Origin of the sequence: Flavobacterium sp. HJSW_4 (assembly GCF_042436695.1) — a bacterium.
Lineage (GTDB): Bacteria > Bacteroidota > Bacteroidia > Flavobacteriales > Flavobacteriaceae > Flavobacterium.
Map to the genome: position 1 here is coordinate 34,819 of NZ_JBHNPP010000025.1, position 16,595 is coordinate 51,413.

A 16,595-nucleotide genomic window follows, 5' to 3' on the forward strand; every position below is an offset into this window, starting at 1 on the left:
CATTTTGATGTTGGAATTTAATTCGAATTAGAATTTAAAAAAGTAGAAAAATATGCTGTACTATTTATTTGAATATTTTGATAAAACATTGGACATTCCTGGAACAGGAGTTTTCCAGTACATCACATTTAGATCAGCTTTGGCATTTATGCTTTCATTGCTTTTGTCGACTATTTATGGTAAAAGAGTAATTAACTTTTTACGCCGTCAGCAAGTTGGAGAAACAGTTCGTGAGCTTGGTCTTGCAGGTCAGAATGAAAAAGCTGGTACGCCAACAATGGGTGGATTAATCATCATTTTTGCTACTCTTATTCCTGTTCTATTATTCGCAAGATTGCATAACATCTATATCGTTTTGCTGATTGTAACGACTTTGTGGATGGGAACAATTGGTTTTGTTGACGATTATATCAAGATATTCAAAAAAGATAAACAAGGATTAAAAGGTATTTTTAAAGTAATTGGTCAAGTTGGTCTTGGAATCATCGTTGGAGCAGTTCTTTATTTTAATCCAGCTGTGACAGTAAGAACAGATACAGGTCGTGCAGATATTTTTAAAGCAGCTGCAAATTCAACAATTATTGTTCCTGCAGGTATCGAAGAAAAATCTACAGCGACGACAATTCCTTTTGTAAAAAACAACGAATTTGATTATGCTGAAGTATTGTCTTTTATGGGGGATGGTTATGAAAAATGGGCTTGGTTGATTTTTATTCCAGTTGTTATTTTCATCATTACAGCAGTTTCAAATGGAGCAAATTTAACAGACGGAATCGATGGTCTCGCAGCAGGAACCTCCGCCATATCCGTCCTCGCGCTCGGAATATTTACATTCGTTTCTGGTAATATCATTTTTTCGAACTATCTGAATATTATGTATATCCCCAATTCGGGAGAAATGACGGTCTTTATTTCGGCATTTGTTGGAGCTCTTATCGGATTTCTTTGGTACAATTCATTCCCAGCATCTGTATTTATGGGAGATACGGGAAGTTTGACGATTGGAGGAATCATTGCGGTATTAGCAATTGCGGTTCGTAAAGAAATATTGATCGTTTTATTCTGTGGAATTTTCTTAGCAGAAAGCGCTTCAGTAATTATTCAGGTGACTTATTTTAAATATACGAAAAAGCGTTTCGGTGAAGGTCGAAGAATTTTCTTGATGTCGCCATTGCATCATCACTATCAGAAAAAAGGGTATCACGAAAGTAAAATCGTAACCCGTTTTTGGATTGTTGCTGTAATGTTAGCCATTTTATCAATCATTACTTTAAAACTAAGATAGATGAGGCTGGTGGTTTTAGGAGGAGGAGAAAGCGGTGTAGGAACCGCAATCCTCGGTAAGAAACAAGGATATGATGTTTTTGTATCTGATTTTGGAAAAATAAAAGAAAGCTATAAAGAAGTTCTTATCATTAATAAAATAGCCTGGGAAGAAGAGCAGCATACAGAAGATTTGATTTTAAATGCTGATGTGGTGATGAAAAGCCCGGGAATTCCAGACAAGTCTCCGATAGTAAAAAAGCTGGTTGCGGCAGGAATAAAAGTGATTTCGGAAATTGAATTTGCGATGCCTTACACAGAAGCAATGACCATCGGGATTACGGGAAGTAACGGTAAAACCACCACAACAATGCTGACCCATCATTTGCTGAAATATGCAGGATTGAATGTAGGATTGGGAGGAAATATAGGAAAGAGTTTCGCTTGGCAGGTAGCAGAAAACAAATACGATGCATACGTTCTTGAATTAAGCAGTTTTCAGTTAGACGGAATAATAAATTACAGACCCGATATTGCGATAATAACCAATATTAGTCCGGACCATTTAGATCGATACGAATATAAATATGAAAATTATATCAATTCGAAGTTCCGAATAACGATGAACCAGACGGAAAACGATTATCTGATTTACGATGCAGATGATGAAGCAAGTACAGAATGGTTAAAAAAGAACAAAACAAAAGCAAAACTAATTCCTTTTTCATTGACGAAAAAATTTGATGAAGGGGCTTCTATAAATAACAACAAAATGGAAATAAAGATCAACCAAGAAGAGTTTACAATGGATACAGAACACATTGCGTTAGAAGGAAAACATAATATGAAAAACGCCATGGCAGCAAGCTCTGTAGCTAAATTGATGCAAATCAGAAATGCAACGATTCGTGAAAGTCTATCTAATTTCCAAGGTGTTGAACACCGTTTAGAAAAAGTATTAAAAATACAAAACGTTCAATATATCAACGATTCAAAAGCAACAAACGTAAATGCTACTTTCTTTGCTTTAGACAGTATGAACGCTCCAACAGTATGGATTGTAGGAGGTGTTGACAAAGGAAATGATTACAACGAATTAATGTCATTAGTACGCGAAAAAGTAAAAGCAATTATTTGCCTTGGAATCGATAATCGTAAAATTATCGATGCTTTTGGAAACGTTGTTGACATTATGGTTGAAGTAAACAATATGAATGATGCAGTAAAAACTGCTCAAAGATTAACAGAAAAAGGTGATACTGTTTTATTGTCTCCAGCTTGTGCAAGTTTCGATTTATTCGAAAACTACGAAGACAGAGGAAAGCAATTTAAACAAGCAGTGCACAATTTATAATTTTTGATTTTAGAGTTCAGATTTTAGATTGTTTCCAATCTTTGAATTCAAATAAGTTCTTTTGATTATGACGACGAATGAAATGAAGATGAGAACAAAGAAGTTTTCTTTGATGATAATTGATTTAGCAGAAAAGCTTCCAAACACCAATGTGGTGAGATCTATCGCAAGTCAAATTGTAAGGAGCGGAACGTCTGTCGGAGCAAATTATCGAGCCGTATGCAGAGCCCGAAGTGATCGAGAATTTATTGCCAAAATGAATATAGTTTTAGAGGAAGCTGATGAAACTTTATTTTGGATTGAAATCATAAAAGAAAAAATGTGGTTGGCCAAAGAAGAATTGGAAATAGCATTTAAAGAAGCAAATGAATTAACTGCAATTTTTGTAAGCAGTCTAAAAACAGTAAACAGTAGAATCAATAAATAAAAAAATCGAAGATTTTAAAAATAATCTAAAATCTAAAATCAAAAATCTAAAATGAAGGAACTCGTTAACAAATTAAAAGGAGATAGAGTAATATGGTCATTCGTGGCTTTATTGGCTTTGTTTTCGTTTATGCCTGTTTTTAGTGCGAGTAGTAATTTGGCTTATATCGGGCACGGAACAGGAAATACATTAGGATATTTGGTAAAACACTTGGCGCATATTTGCATCGGTTTTTTAATCATTTACTGGGTGCATAGAGTTCCCTACCATTATTTTAGAGCGATTTCTAAAATTGCGCTTCCAGTCGTTTGGATTTTATTAACCTATACACTTTTAAAAGGAACCGTAATTGCGGGAGCAAATGCAAGCCGTTGGATTCAGGTACCGTTTATCGGAATCACGTTTCAGACGTCAACATTGGCAGCAATCGTTTTGTTTATTTATGTGGCACGATATTTATCCAAAACGAAAGAAGAAAATGAGCCTTTTCAAACCTCGTTAATTCAACTTTGGCTTCCGGTATTTATCACATTAATATTGATTTTACCAGCGAACTTTTCAACCACAGCGTTAATCTTTTCAATGGTTTTGATGTTGACATTTATTGGAAAGTATCCGTTAAAATATATAGCTTTTATAATTGGTTCAGGAATTGCAATGTTGGCGTTTTTCCTTTTGGTAGCAAAAGCTTTTCCAGATTCAAGATTCTTCAGTAGGGTTTCAACTTGGGAAAGTCGTATTGCGAACTTTACCACTGATAAGCCAGACGAAGACGATTATCAGATCGAAAAAGCAAAAATTGCAATAGCCTCAGGAAAATTAGGAGGATTAGGACCAGGAAAAAGTGTTCAGAAGAACTTTTTACCACAATCTTCTTCCGATTTTATTTATGCCATTATTGTAGAAGAATATGGGTTAGTAGGAGGAGTTTCGATAGTGATTTTGTATTTATTGCTTTTGTTCCGATTTGTAATTGCTTCTCATAAAGCGCCTACTTTATTTGGGAAATTAGTTGTCGTCGGTGTCGGATTTCCGATGATATTTCAGGCGATGATTAATATGGCGGTTGCAGTAGAGTTATTGCCAGTTACAGGGCAGACGCTTCCTTTAATCAGTAGTGGAGGTAGTTCGATTTGGATGACTTGTCTTGGGCTAGGAATTATCATTAGCGTGACGAAAAAAGAAGATGAAATTGCTGAGGAGAAATTAGAAAAGGAAAAAAGAAAAGAAGCTTTACAACGATTAATAGATAAAGAACTGGCAGAAGACGATGTGATTCCTCAAGAGATTTATGATGAAGAGCCAGCTTATTCGATAGAAGATAATTCTAGAAATCCAATGAATGCGGTTCTAAACAAATAGAGTTAAAATATAATAATTTTTTAAAAAGTTGTAATTTTTAGAGAGATGACAAAGTATAAATTCATACTTAGCGGAGGAGGAACAGGAGGACATATCTATCCTGCGATTGCGATTGCAAACGAATTAAAATTACAATTTCCTGATGCAGAATTTCTTTTTGTAGGAGCCAAAGATAAAATGGAAATGCAGAAAGTACCTCAGGCAGGTTATGAAATTAAAGGTCTTTGGATTGCAGGTTTACAGCGAAAACTGACTTTACAAAATATGATGTTTCCTCTTAAGTTGGCAAGCAGCTTATTGGAATCAAAAAGAATTATTAAAAAATTCAAGCCAAATGTAGTAATCGGAACGGGTGGTTTTGCCAGCGGACCTTTATTGCAAGCGGCGGGTTCGGCAGGAATTCCAACGGTTGTTCAAGAGCAAAATTCTTTTCCAGGAATTACAAACAAATTGTTGAGCAAGAAAGCAAGTGCAATTTGTGTGGCGTATCAAAATTTAGAGCGCTTTTTTCCAAAAGAGAAAATTGTTCTAACAGGAAACCCAGTTCGTCAGGATTTAATTGATATTGAAAGCAAACGTGACGAGGCAATTGCATTCTATGGCTTAGATCCAAATAAGAAAACATTATTGGTTCTAGGAGGAAGTTTAGGCGCAAGAAGAATCAATCAGTTAATCGAAAAAGAATTGCAAAATTTTCTTTCTCAAGAGGTACAGGTAATCTGGCAATGTGGGAAATTATATTTTGAAGATTATAAAAAATACAATCAGCCAAATGTAAAAGTGGTTGATTTTATTGAAAGAATGGATTTTGTTTACGCAGCCGCAGATGTCATAATTTCACGTGCAGGTGCTTCATCAGTGTCAGAATTGTGCATCGTTGGAAAACCAGTGATTTTTATTCCATCGCCAAATGTAGCTGAGGATCACCAAACTAAAAATGCGCAAGCAATTGTAGATGCTAAAGGTGCAATTTTGTTGAAAGAATCTGAACTTGACAATCAGTTTAGCATTGTTTTTGAAGCGCTGCTGAAAGATCAGGGAAAACAAAAACAGTTGAGTGATAATATTAAAAAGTTGGCAATGCCAAAAGCAACTCAGGCTATCGTCGCAGAGATTGTGAAATTAATTAAGAAGTAAATAAAGCGTAGGCTTAAAGCAAATAAAAATGAATTTAAATCAAATACAAAACGTTTATTTTATTGGTATCGGAGGAATCGGAATGAGTGCTCTGGCTCGTTATTTCAAGTTTATTGGAAAACAAGTTTCAGGCTACGATAAAACGCCTTCTATGCTAACTAATGAATTGATTGAAAGTGGTATTGATATTCATTTTGAGGATAATATTAATTTAATTCCGAGTGATTATTATGTGGAGAATACTTTGGTGATTTATACGCCGGCGGTTCCAAAAACGCACTCAGAATGGAATTATTTTATCGAAAGAAATTACGTGGTTAAAAAACGTGCAGAAGTTCTTGGAATTATAAGTAAAGATACTTTCTGTTTTGCAGTTGCAGGTACGCACGGGAAAACGACAACGTCAAGTATTTTGGGACATATTTTGTTTCAAAGCGGTGCAGATGTAACAGCTTTCATTGGAGGAATTGTAGAAAATTACAATTCGAATTTAATCGGAAGCGGAAAAACCGTAACGGTTGTAGAAGCAGATGAGTTTGATAGATCATTCTTGCATTTACGTCCAGATATCGCTTGTGTGACTTCTATGGATGCCGATCATTTGGATATTTATGGAACTAGTGATGCAATTCAAGCTTCATTTAGAGAATTTGCTTCTAAAGTTGAAGATAAAAACAATCTCTTTATAACCAAAGAATTGCCTTTAGATGGTGTTCAATGTTCTATAAATGAAGATGCTGTATATAAGGCTTATAATGTTCGAATCGAAGATGGGGCTTATGTTTTTGATGTGCAGACGCCATCAGAAATTATAAAAGATTTACGTTTCGGATTGCCAGGAAAGCACAATTTAATGAATGGATTGATGGCTATTGCGATGGCTAAAACTTATGGCACCCCAACCGATTCCATTGCAAAAGCTATTGCTTCATTCAGCGGGATTAGAAGACGTTTTTCATATCAAATTAAGAGTGAAAATTTAGTATATATTGATGATTATGCACATCATCCGACAGAAATAAATGCTGTTCATCAGGCAGTTAGAGAATTATATCCTGGACGTAAAGTTCTAGCGATTTTCCAACCGCATTTGTTCAGCAGAACAAGAGATTTCGTTGACGGATTTGCAGAAAGCTTATCGCAGTTTGATGAAGTGTTTTTGATGGATATTTACCCTGCAAGAGAGCTTCCGATGGAAGGAGTGACTTCTGAGTGGCTTTTGGGTAAAATGACAAATTCGAACAAAAAAATTGTTGCAAAAGAAGATTTATTAGGTGAAATCAAAGCCAGTGATGCGCCTATTATTGTAACAATTGGAGCTGGTGATCTGGGAGAAATGGTTCCGTCAATTAAAAAGATTTTAAATGAAAATATTTAATTGGTCAAATATTAGATTAGTACTTATTTTCGGACTGGTTTTGTTTCTGTATTCCTTCGCTCAACATAGAAATGGCGATCGAAAATTGAGAAAATCTATGGTTGTTTTTGTAGGAGAAAATACGCTTTTTGTGAAGCCGGAAACGGTTAATAAATTGTTGATAGAAAATAAAAGAGACGCTTCCAGTATTAGAAAAGATGAACTAGATTTGAATAAGATAGAGAAAACCCTCGATACGCAAGACATGATTGAGAAGTCAAATGTTTTTGTAAGTATCGATGGCGTTCTAAAAGCAGTAGTAAAACAGAAGACGCCCATAGCAAGAGTTTATGACGGCGCTGCTTCTTTTTATATTGACTATGAGGGTAATAAAATGCCTTTGTCAGACAATTTCACTGCGCGAGTTCCTCTTGTTTCAGGGGCAATTAATGCAAAAAATAACGAAGATTTAGCAGCTTTATTTCGCACAATTTACGACGATGCGTTTTTGAAAAAAAACATCATTGCTATAGAGATTATGCCGAATGGAAGCTTAAAAATGTTTAATCGTAACTATGATTACTTCATAGATTTCGGAAGAACGATGAATGTTGATAAGAAATTTAGAAACTATAAAGCTTTCTTTCAAAAAGCAGTTTTAGATAGTTCGTTATACAAATACAAAAAAATTGACCTTAGGTTTACGGAACAAGTAGTTTGCACTAAATAATAGAAAATGGAAAAAGATAACATTGCAGTAGGTCTAGATATTGGAACAACCAAAATCGTTGCCATGATTGGCAAAAAAAATGAATATGGTAAGTTGGAGATTTTGGGCATTGGTAAATCCAAAAGTTTGGGTGTTGCCAGAGGAGTAGTAAACAACATTACGCAGACGATTCAATCGATTCAACAAGCGATAATCGAAGCAGAAAATAATTCAGGATACAAAATTAAAGATGTGGTTGTGGGGATTGCCGGACAACATATCAGAAGTATTCAACATACCGATTACATCAGCAGAAATAATCCTGAGGAAGTAATTGGCGAAAAAGATATTCAACTTCTAATCGATCAGGTAAACAAACTGGCCATGTTACCAGGAGAAGAAATTATTCACGTTTTACCGCAAGAGTTCAAAATCGACGGGCAATCTGAGATTAAAGAACCAATTGGTATGTACGGCGGAAGATTAGAATCTAGTTTTCACGTTGTAGTTGGACAAGCGTCTTCTATCAGAAATGTTGGAAGATGTATTCAAAGTTCAGGAATTGAATTGTCTGGTTTGACATTAGAACCGTTAGCTTCTGCTGATGCTGTTTTAAGTCAGGAAGAAAAAGAAGCTGGTGTTGCACTTATCGATATTGGTGGTGGAACAACAGATTTGGCGATTTTCAAAGATGGTATTATCCGTCACACAGCAGTAATTCCTTTCGGAGGAAATGTAATTACAGATGATATCAAAGAAGGCTGTTCGATTATTGAAAAACAAGCTGAGCTTTTAAAAATCAAATTTGGATCTGCTTGGCCAGGTGAAAATAAAGATAACGAGATCGTTTCTATTCCAGGTTTAAGAGGAAGAGAGCCAAAAGAAATTTCGCTTAAAAATTTATCTAAAATTATCCACGCAAGAGTTGTGGAAATTGTAGAACAAGTTTTTGCAGAAATCAAAGCTTACGGACACGAAGATCCTCGTAAAAAGCTAATCGCTGGAATTGTATTAACAGGTGGTGGTGCACAATTAAAGCACATTAAACAACTGGTAGAATACATTACAGGAATGGATACTAGAATTGGATATCCAAACGAGCATTTGGCAGGAAACTCAGGAGAAGAAATATCTAGTCCGTTATTTGCAACAGCAGTTGGATTAGTAATGAACAGTATCGAAAACAGTTCGCAAAGTGCTGTAAGATTAGAAATGGTTCAGGAACAGCCAAAAGTTGTTTACAGAACGGCTCCGCCAGTGCAGCGATACGAAGTTGAAGAAAACTACGTTGAAAGAGTAGAAACTATTGAAGAACCTGAAGAAGTTGTTAGTCAGAGGGCACCTAAGAATGAATCTACAGAAACAAAAATAAGAAGATCATTTTTTGATCGATATGTCGACAAAATCAAAGAATTTTTAGACAACGCAGAATAATAAAAAGAGAAGGATTATTTCTTGCCCCAAGTCAAGAAGTAAAAAATGTACTTAATAAGAATTAAAAAACCAAAAAGATGATGAGCAACTCAGAATTTGGAAGTATTTCATTTGATTTACCAAAAAATCAATCAAATGTTATCAAAGTAATAGGTGTAGGTGGAGGCGGAAGTAACGCAATTAACCACATGTTTAAACAAGGTATTAAAGGCGTAGATTTTATCGTTTGTAATACCGATTCGCAAGCGCTTCAAAATAGTTCGGTGCCTAATAAAATTCAGTTAGGAGTTAACTTAACTGAGGGGTTAGGAGCAGGAGCAAACCCAGACGTTGGACAGCAGTCTGCAATCGAAAGTATCTCTGATATTGAAAAAATGTTGGACCGTGGTACTAAGATGGTATTTATTACTGCTGGTATGGGTGGAGGAACTGGAACTGGTGCAGCTCCGGTAATTGCGCAATTAGCAAAAGAAAGAGAAATATTGACAGTTGGTATCGTGACGATTCCTTTTCAATTTGAAGGGAAAGTACGTCAGGAGCAAGCTATTATTGGAATCGAGAAATTGCGTAAGCAAGTCGATTCTTTGATTGTAATCAACAACAATAAATTAAGAGAAGTATACGGAAATCTTGGTTTTAAAGCAGGATTCTCTAAAGCGGATGAAGTTTTAGCAACAGCCTCTAGAGGTATTGCTGAAGTAATTACGCACCACTATACTCAGAATATCGATTTACGTGACGCGAAAACTGTTTTGGCTAACAGTGGGACTGCTATAATGGGGTCTTCTGTAGCTGAAGGCGAAAACAGAGCTAAAGATGCTATCGTTTCAGCTTTGGATTCTCCATTGTTGAATGATAACAAAATTACTGGTGCCAAAAATGTATTGTTGCTTATCGTTTCTGGGACTAATGAGATTACTCTTGACGAAATTGGAGAAATCAACGATCACATTCAAGATGAAGCGGGTTACAACGCAAATATTATCATGGGAGTTGGTGAAGACGAAAGTCTTGGTGAAGCCATTGCTGTAACTATTATCGCTACAGGTTTTGATGTTGAACAACAAAATGAAATTGTAAATACAGAACCAAAGAAAATCATTCATACATTAGAAGATGAGCAAAGAAGCGTTCATAATCTAACGAATAAACCAATTGCGTCTTTCGATTTAACTGTTGACACACCAACAGCAAAAGTTGAAGATAAAGTTGTTTTTGATTTAATTGATGATGATGAAACATTTGCTCCAACTGCTCCAAAAGCTGTTGCTCCAGCTATCAATCAGGATGAGTTAGTGGTTATGTCTGAGTTTATCAAAAATTTAGACGTGACTTTCGAAATTGTTTCACCAATTACAGATATTGACTTTACAATTTCTGCTCCTGAAGTTCCAGCAGCAAGAGAAGTACAGCAACCACCGGTGCAACAGCAACCAGTACAGCAACAAAGAGTATTTGAAAGAGAAGAACAAACAACCTTTTCTTTTGATCTTCCTTTGTTCAAACAAGAGCCTATAAAAAGAGAGCCAGTTGTTGAAGATAACAGAGTTTTATTTGAATTAACAAACGAAACTCGTGATATTAAAGTAAACGATCCAGTTCAATTTGTTCCTGTAACTGAAGTTTCAGATAACGGAATTATTAAATATTCTCTTGAAGAATATATGGAAGTTGAAAATGATTTATTGTCTTCTAAACCAGTTGAAAAAGTAGTTGAAGATGCAATTCCAGAGGAATTGAACATCACATTGAAACCAAGACCTGATTTTACTAGTCAACCTGATTTCTCTACAACTTCTGAAGTTTCTCCGTTAGAATTGACTATTGAAGAAACATTGCGTTTAAGAGCTGAAGAAAGAAGAAAGAAACTAAAAGAGTTTAACTATAAATTCCATAACAATGTTTCTAGAATTGATGAGTTGGAAAAAGAGCCAGCTTACAAAAGATTAGGAATCGATTTATCTAATTCACAATCTAACACTACAAATTCTAGAATTTCTGTTGGAACAGACAGTAACAACGATTTGCAATTACGTTCAAACAATTCATTTTTGCACGATAACGTAGATTAATTTTAGAATCATAATATTTGGTAACCCGAAAATTGGATTTAATTTTCGGGTTATTTTTTTTATCTTCGCACAGAATTTCAAAATTTGACTTCCTAAATAGGTTTTTAAAGTGAATCTTATTGTCTGTTCGAGCGAAGTCGAGAACAAATTCCAAATTAATATATCAATAATAGGCTTGGGCTTATTTTAAATAAAACATAACATGAGTTTACAAACACAAATCATGGACGAAATTAAAACGGCCATGAAAGCAAAAGATACTGTAGCTTTAGAGGCATTAAGAGCTGTTAAATCAGAATTATTATTGGCTTCAACGGCTTCTGGATCTAAAGAAGATTTGTCTGAAGATGACGAAATCAAATTACTTCAAAGGTTGGTTAAAACTCGTAAAGAAAGCGCAAGAATCTTTACAGAGCAAAACCGTCCAGATTTAGCAGAACCAGAATTGGCTCAAGTTGCTGTAATCGAGAAGTTTTTACCAGCTCAATTAAGCGAAGAAGAAGTAGAAGCTGTAATAGCAAAAATCATTGCTGAAACAGGAGCTTCTGGAATTGCTTCAATGGGTAAAGTAATGGGATTAGCATCTGCTCAATTAGGCGGAACTGCTGAAGGAAAAACCATTTCTACAATTGTGAAAAAATTATTGTCATAAATAATTTTAGATTTTAGAGTGTAGATTTTAGATTTCAATAAGCAAACTAAAATCTGCAATCTGAAAGAATAAATAAATCGACCTCGTAGTTCAACTGGATAGAATATCAGATTTCGGCTCTGAGGGTTGGGGGTTCGAACCCCTCCGGGGTCACTGTAAAATTGAAAAGCCTGAGAATTTAGATTCTCAGGCTTTTTTGATGCTTTAAATTAAATGGCAGAGATAATAATTTTGCTTAAACGATTAAATTTCTAATACATCCTTAACTTTGTCTTCAATATCTGTTCGAGCATCTAAAATATTTGGTTAAAAGAAACTATAGAGCAACAAGAATGACAAAGGAAGAGTCTATAAAAGAGTATTACTTTAGGATTAATAAAAGCATAGATTATATTAAGGAAAATCTTCATGAAGAACTTTCTTTAGAAAAATTAGCTCTTCTTTCCAATTTTTCAAAATTTCATTTTCATAGAATTTTTAAGTCAGTTACAGGAAAAACAATCAATGAGTTCATAAAAAATGCAAAGATTGAAAGAGCCTTGTTTTTTTTAATGAACAATCCTTCCAAAACAATTAGCGATATAGCTAATGATTGTGGTTTTGTAAATATCTCGTCTTTTTCAAGGACTTTTCGTGAAGTCAAAAATCAAACTCCTAGCGAATGGCGAAAACAGTATAAAAATAGCAATATTCGTATAACTGATAGCAATATTGGAAAAGCGCAGTCAAAAATCGAAGACTACCTTGCACTCAAATTAAACAATTTAAAAAAAAGTGAAATGAGTGAAATAGTAAAACTTGATTTCGAAATCAAAAAAATGGAGGAGTTTAATGTTATTTACATTAGAAACCTCAATGTCCATAATCACGATAGTGAAACATTTGGTAAGATGTTTGAACAGCTTTTTAGCTGGGCTGTTCCCAGAAATTTGGTTAATTTTCCTGAAACCAAGGCATTAACAGTGTATAGAAGTAATGCTAATTTATCTGGAATGCTTCAGGCAGATGTATGTTTGTCTGTTCCTGATAATATAATCGGAGAAGGAATAATTGGCAATACCAAAATAAGTGGTGGGTTATATGCTGTTTTTCATAAAGAAGCACCCATCTCTGAATGTTTTAAAACTTGGAAATATATTTATGAAGTTTGGTTTGAAGAAAACGGCTATCAGCCCGATAATAGAAATTTCTTTTTAAGTCATCTAAATGATCCTAAATCACATCCTGAAAATCATCACATAATAGATATTTATATACCAATAAAATTACTGTGATATATTCTAAAGTTTCAATAAAATAAAAACTAACTAAATTCAAATTTAATGAAGCTATCATTTATTGTCTCATTTTCTTTTACAGATAGTGGTTTACAATTTAATTTTAGAATAAAGTATTTCTAAATGATCCTGTAGGAGTTTTGAAATTTAATTAAATTGAAAAGCCTGAGAATTTAGATTCTCAGGCTTTTTTTATGGTTCGAAAATTATCTTCTCTTTCTGACTGGATTTTGTTTTACTAAAACAAACAGACAGAGAATTACAAGGATTTCGTCGGAGCTAAAAATAGACTATTGTCTCTAAGATATGCCGTAATCCAAATTAAAACTAAAGGTATTCCTGGATTGATCATCGAGCCATCATGTGATAGCTCTGTTGCCATTGCTCCTGAAAAATAACAGGAGAGGAGAATAAATCCAATACGCATTGTTTTTGGAAAGATAAACAAGATCGCAGAAGTTACCTCTATTAATCCCAATACTGTTGCGGAGTGTGGTAAATTAAATTTGACTAAACCATCTACAGACCAAGGTAAATGAATAACTTTCATTAACCCACTTGCTATTACTATAGCACTAGTTAAGGATGTAAGTAAAACAGTAATTATCTTTATTGTTTTCATTAAAATTCATTTAATTTAAAGTTTTTGTTTCAATGATTAAGAAATGGCCTATTCGCTCTTTTATCAGCCATTTTCCATCTTGAAAAACATATTTGTCTTCATATTTTACACTGTAGTCAGATAGAATATTTTTTCCTTCATTTTCTCTGACCATTTTTAATTGAGAAAAAGAAACTCCTGTAGCAGTGCTTTCATTAATGATTACTTTATGTTGTCCATTTAATGTAAAATAAGTTTTCACTTCTGCTGCATGTTTATTAAAATCGCTCTCCATATTTTCTCTTCCAGAAACAGATGATACTAATGAGTTGTTCATATAAACATCGTATTTTACATCTGGAGTAAATAAATCCATTACTTGCGCAATTTTTTTTTCGTCTCCTAAAGTTGCATAATCATCGATTAAGGCTCTTAATTCTTCTTTAATTTTTAAAATTTCTAATGTCATGATTTGTATATTTTTTAAATTATTAAAGCAAAATTATTTTATATTCGCTTACAATTTATTAGTTGTTACCTAAAGGTTAGTGACTTACAAAAACGTATTATGAAAGATTCTTCTAAAAAAGAGATTGACAATAAGGCATTTAGCGACGAATGTAATACAGTTTTAATGGCTGTTTCTGATGCCCTTTATGCAATTGGAGGTAAATGGAAATTAATGATTATAATTTCAATGGCTAGAGGAAATAAAAGATTTACTGAGATTCAACGACAGGTGACTGGTATTTCAGCAAGAGTTCTTTCTAGTGAATTAAAAGAATTAGAAATTAATGGTTTTATTGTGAAAAAAGTGGCTGTTGGATATCCTGTTAGTATTGAATATGAGTTACTTCCTTATAGTCAAACATTGCAAGAAGTTGTAGAAGCAATGACAAAATGGGGAATGCAACATCGCGAAAAAATAAAAACTGAGAGGTCTTAGTTTTGATATCTCAGATTACAATTTATCCTGTTCAGCTCTTAAAATATCAAAAATGCTCTCACTCTTAAAGTTCTCTAGAAACAAATTGACTAAAGGAACCGTTGGGCTGTTTGGATATTTTTTCAAGAAACGATTAAACTCTTGAATGTTTTCTGGATAAATATATTTTTCATCAGAAGATCTTTCGGCTGTTGGCGTATTGTCTTGACCAACCAGATAATCCATTTGATAATTTTTGTATTCTTCTTTTACAGATGCAATCAGTTTTGAATTAGGATATTTGGTCATAAAATTTTCCCATGAAATTACTCGATCTCCCAAATCTTTAAAAGAAATTACAAGTCCAGCATCTGCAGAATAAAGCGACTTATTTTCTTCACTTTTTAAATACAAATAATCTTTGTAGTCATCTGTTACATAGTTTTTAAAAATCTTGTAATAGAAATCAGGAAGAGGATCTATTTCAACGTATCCTTCTCCAATTTCAGAAAATTCTAATTGATGCTGAGAAAGCTTTTCTCCTAAAAGTTTTACCGCTTTTTTGCTTGCTACATCTTCATGATAAAATTTATCCAATACTCCAGATTCTTTTCCGGCTATTTCTTGCAATAAAGAACCGCTTTCTTCAAAATACTTTTCGTACAGTGCATTTGCAGCTTCTTTATCTTGTATTGATTTTAATTGGAGAACGACTTCATTTTTCCTTTTAGAAAATTGTTCCAATAATCCAGAATCTGATGTTTCATTTGCTACAGGTTGCACTTTTGCACTATCAGTTTTTACTTTATTGATACTGGAAATCGTTTTTTCGTCATTTTTCTTGCAGGCAGAAAATAAGATTCCGAATGCTAACAGGGTAGATAATTTTCTCATGTTTTGAATTAATTCATTAGGCTAATATAAAAAATATTTGGAGCAAATTTTAGTCGTAAAAAAAGGACAAAATAAGATTTTGCCCTTTTAACATTGTTATTTTAGATTTGGAAAAATATAACTGTCTTTGTTCGGAATCATGATTCTGCTGATAAATTCATCGGTTCGTAAAGGTTGTTGCATAAACCAGCCAGATCCCATAATGGTATTTATCTCAAATCCGTTTTTATCTACTTTTGAAAATCTTGGTACCGAACCATGCCAATTTCTACAGCCCAATATGTTTCCTAAAAGCGTGTTGTTATCGCAAGTGTTAAGATCAGATAAATCGGCTTGAATGAAAGTATAGTCTTTTAATTTGGCACTAAAAGCTTTGTCTTCCTTAAGCTTTTTTTTGAATTGAACACAAGGCCCGCACCAAGTTGCGCTAAAATATAAGATAGGGATTTTTCCGTTTTGAATTTCTTTGGTTACAATGCTTTCATATTGTTTAAGCGTTAAACTATCATTTAAAATAATTAGTTTGGCTTCTTTGTTTTTACTGGTTTGAGCATGTAAAATAATGGTGCTTAGTAGAAAAAAGAAAAAAATGTAAAAGTGCTTCATTGATTTTTTAATTGATTGGTAATTTTTTAATATTTAAGAAATAGGTAAATTTTATCTCTTCGAAAATAAATTCTCGACAACCCAAGCAGGACCAATCAATAGAAACTGAAGATCTTTCAGGAAAGAAGGTTTTTTCCCTTCAATATTATGTCCGTAAAATTGTCCAACCCATGCCAAAGCGAAAACGCCAAGCGAGAAAATCCATAATGGAAGAAATTGCGAGATATAATAATTGGCAATTAAGCAAAGAATAGAAAAAATGGCAATTTTAACCGCCATTGCAATTGATAATCTGATATAAAAAACAAGAACAAAAAGTAATACTAAAAAAGCCCAATTTTCAACAATAGGAGCATTTAATTGTAGTGTATTAGCGATTATAGTACTCGGAATACTCATAAGTAAACCAACGATCGAAAAGAAAATAGCGGGAACACAAATATAATGTATCGCTTTGTTTTTTGGGTTTTGATGACTTACGGCATATTCTGCAAACCATTGATCTAATGTTCTCATTGTTTGTGG

The 16,595-nt window shown here is 33.8% G+C and carries 17 protein-coding genes and 1 tRNA gene; 13 read left to right on the plus strand and 5 right to left on the minus strand.

Annotation, left to right across the window (positions count from 1 at the left end):
- The first annotated feature begins 52 nt into the window (after positions 1-52).
- The 12 genes from mraY to ACE01P_RS19340 all read left to right on the plus strand — a co-directional run bounded on the left by mraY (position 53) and on the right by ACE01P_RS19340 (position 13,041).
- Entirely contained in the window at positions 53-1,285 is a 1,233-nt protein-coding gene (mraY, locus tag ACE01P_RS19285; RefSeq protein ID WP_379700672.1) for a phospho-N-acetylmuramoyl-pentapeptide-transferase, read from the plus strand.
- A complete protein-coding gene (gene murD, locus ACE01P_RS19290; RefSeq protein WP_379700673.1) occupies positions 1,286-2,617 on the plus strand; it encodes a UDP-N-acetylmuramoyl-L-alanine--D-glutamate ligase in 1,332 nt (443 codons plus the stop codon). It begins immediately after the preceding gene.
- 88 nt (positions 2,618-2,705) lie between these two features.
- Positions 2,706-3,044: a four helix bundle protein gene (locus ACE01P_RS19295; RefSeq protein WP_379700674.1), complete on the plus strand. Its 339-nt coding sequence runs from the start codon at positions 2,706-2,708 to the stop codon at positions 3,042-3,044.
- Positions 3,045-3,095: 51 nt separating this feature from the next.
- Positions 3,096-4,406: an FtsW/RodA/SpoVE family cell cycle protein gene (locus ACE01P_RS19300; protein WP_379700675.1), complete on the plus strand. Its 1,311-nt coding sequence runs from the start codon at positions 3,096-3,098 to the stop codon at positions 4,404-4,406.
- A 45-nt stretch (positions 4,407-4,451) separates the two neighbouring features.
- Complete coding sequence (murG, locus tag ACE01P_RS19305; protein ID WP_379700676.1) at positions 4,452-5,543, plus strand: undecaprenyldiphospho-muramoylpentapeptide beta-N-acetylglucosaminyltransferase; 1,092 nt, start codon at positions 4,452-4,454, stop codon at positions 5,541-5,543.
- 28 nt (positions 5,544-5,571) lie between these two features.
- The gene (gene murC, locus ACE01P_RS19310) at positions 5,572-6,921 is read left to right on the plus strand and encodes a UDP-N-acetylmuramate--L-alanine ligase (RefSeq protein ID WP_379700677.1); all 1,350 of its coding nucleotides are present in this window, start codon (positions 5,572-5,574) and stop codon (positions 6,919-6,921) included.
- Positions 6,908-7,630 carry a cell division protein FtsQ/DivIB gene (locus ACE01P_RS19315; RefSeq protein ID WP_379700678.1) on the plus strand — a complete coding sequence of 241 codons (723 nt, stop codon included), beginning with the start codon at positions 6,908-6,910 and terminating at the stop codon, positions 7,628-7,630. The genes murC and ACE01P_RS19315 overlap by 14 nt, the downstream gene beginning before the upstream one ends.
- Before the next feature lie 6 nt (positions 7,631-7,636).
- Positions 7,637-9,043, plus strand: a complete 1,407-nt coding sequence (ftsA, locus tag ACE01P_RS19320) for a cell division protein FtsA (RefSeq protein WP_379700679.1) — start codon at positions 7,637-7,639, stop codon at positions 9,041-9,043.
- A 77-nt stretch (positions 9,044-9,120) separates the two neighbouring features.
- On the plus strand, positions 9,121-11,115 hold the full coding sequence (gene ftsZ / locus ACE01P_RS19325) for a cell division protein FtsZ (RefSeq protein ID WP_379700680.1): 1,995 nt from the start codon (positions 9,121-9,123) through the stop codon (positions 11,113-11,115).
- A 202-nt stretch (positions 11,116-11,317) separates the two neighbouring features.
- Positions 11,318-11,767 carry a GatB/YqeY domain-containing protein gene (locus ACE01P_RS19330; protein ID WP_379700681.1) on the plus strand — a complete coding sequence of 150 codons (450 nt, stop codon included), beginning with the start codon at positions 11,318-11,320 and terminating at the stop codon, positions 11,765-11,767.
- A gap of 79 nt (positions 11,768-11,846) precedes the next feature.
- Positions 11,847-11,920 (plus strand) — tRNA-Arg (locus ACE01P_RS19335).
- Positions 11,921-12,099: 179 nt separating this feature from the next.
- Entirely contained in the window at positions 12,100-13,041 is a 942-nt protein-coding gene (locus ACE01P_RS19340) for a GyrI-like domain-containing protein (RefSeq protein WP_379700682.1), read from the plus strand.
- Positions 13,042-13,303: 262 nt separating this feature from the next.
- Here ACE01P_RS19340 and ACE01P_RS19345 read toward each other — a convergent pair whose 3' ends face one another.
- Together ACE01P_RS19345 and ACE01P_RS19350 are read right to left on the minus strand one after the other, a co-directional pair.
- A complete protein-coding gene (locus ACE01P_RS19345) occupies positions 13,304-13,666 on the minus strand; it encodes a DoxX family protein (RefSeq protein ID WP_379700683.1) in 363 nt (120 codons plus the stop codon).
- 10 nt (positions 13,667-13,676) lie between these two features.
- Positions 13,677-14,114 carry a nuclear transport factor 2 family protein gene (locus ACE01P_RS19350; RefSeq protein WP_379700684.1) on the minus strand — a complete coding sequence of 146 codons (438 nt, stop codon included), beginning with the start codon at positions 14,112-14,114 and terminating at the stop codon, positions 13,677-13,679.
- 99 nt (positions 14,115-14,213) lie between these two features.
- On the opposite strand from ACE01P_RS19350, the gene ACE01P_RS19355 reads away from it, so the two are divergent.
- Positions 14,214-14,591 carry a winged helix-turn-helix transcriptional regulator gene (locus ACE01P_RS19355; protein WP_379700685.1) on the plus strand — a complete coding sequence of 126 codons (378 nt, stop codon included), beginning with the start codon at positions 14,214-14,216 and terminating at the stop codon, positions 14,589-14,591.
- Positions 14,592-14,606: 15 nt separating this feature from the next.
- On the opposite strand, the gene ACE01P_RS19360 is transcribed toward ACE01P_RS19355, so the two are convergent.
- The 3 genes from ACE01P_RS19360 to ACE01P_RS19370 all read right to left on the minus strand — a co-directional run bounded on the left by ACE01P_RS19360 (position 14,607) and on the right by ACE01P_RS19370 (position 16,586).
- Positions 14,607-15,464, minus strand: coding sequence for a hypothetical protein (locus ACE01P_RS19360; protein WP_379700686.1), 858 nt, complete (start codon positions 15,462-15,464; stop codon positions 14,607-14,609).
- A gap of 96 nt (positions 15,465-15,560) precedes the next feature.
- Positions 15,561-16,070: a TlpA family protein disulfide reductase gene (locus tag ACE01P_RS19365; protein WP_379700687.1), complete on the minus strand. Its 510-nt coding sequence runs from the start codon at positions 16,068-16,070 to the stop codon at positions 15,561-15,563.
- Positions 16,071-16,121: 51 nt separating this feature from the next.
- Complete coding sequence (locus ACE01P_RS19370) at positions 16,122-16,586, minus strand: DUF962 domain-containing protein (RefSeq protein WP_379700688.1); 465 nt, start codon at positions 16,584-16,586, stop codon at positions 16,122-16,124.
- Between the last annotated feature and the right edge of the window lie 9 nt (positions 16,587-16,595).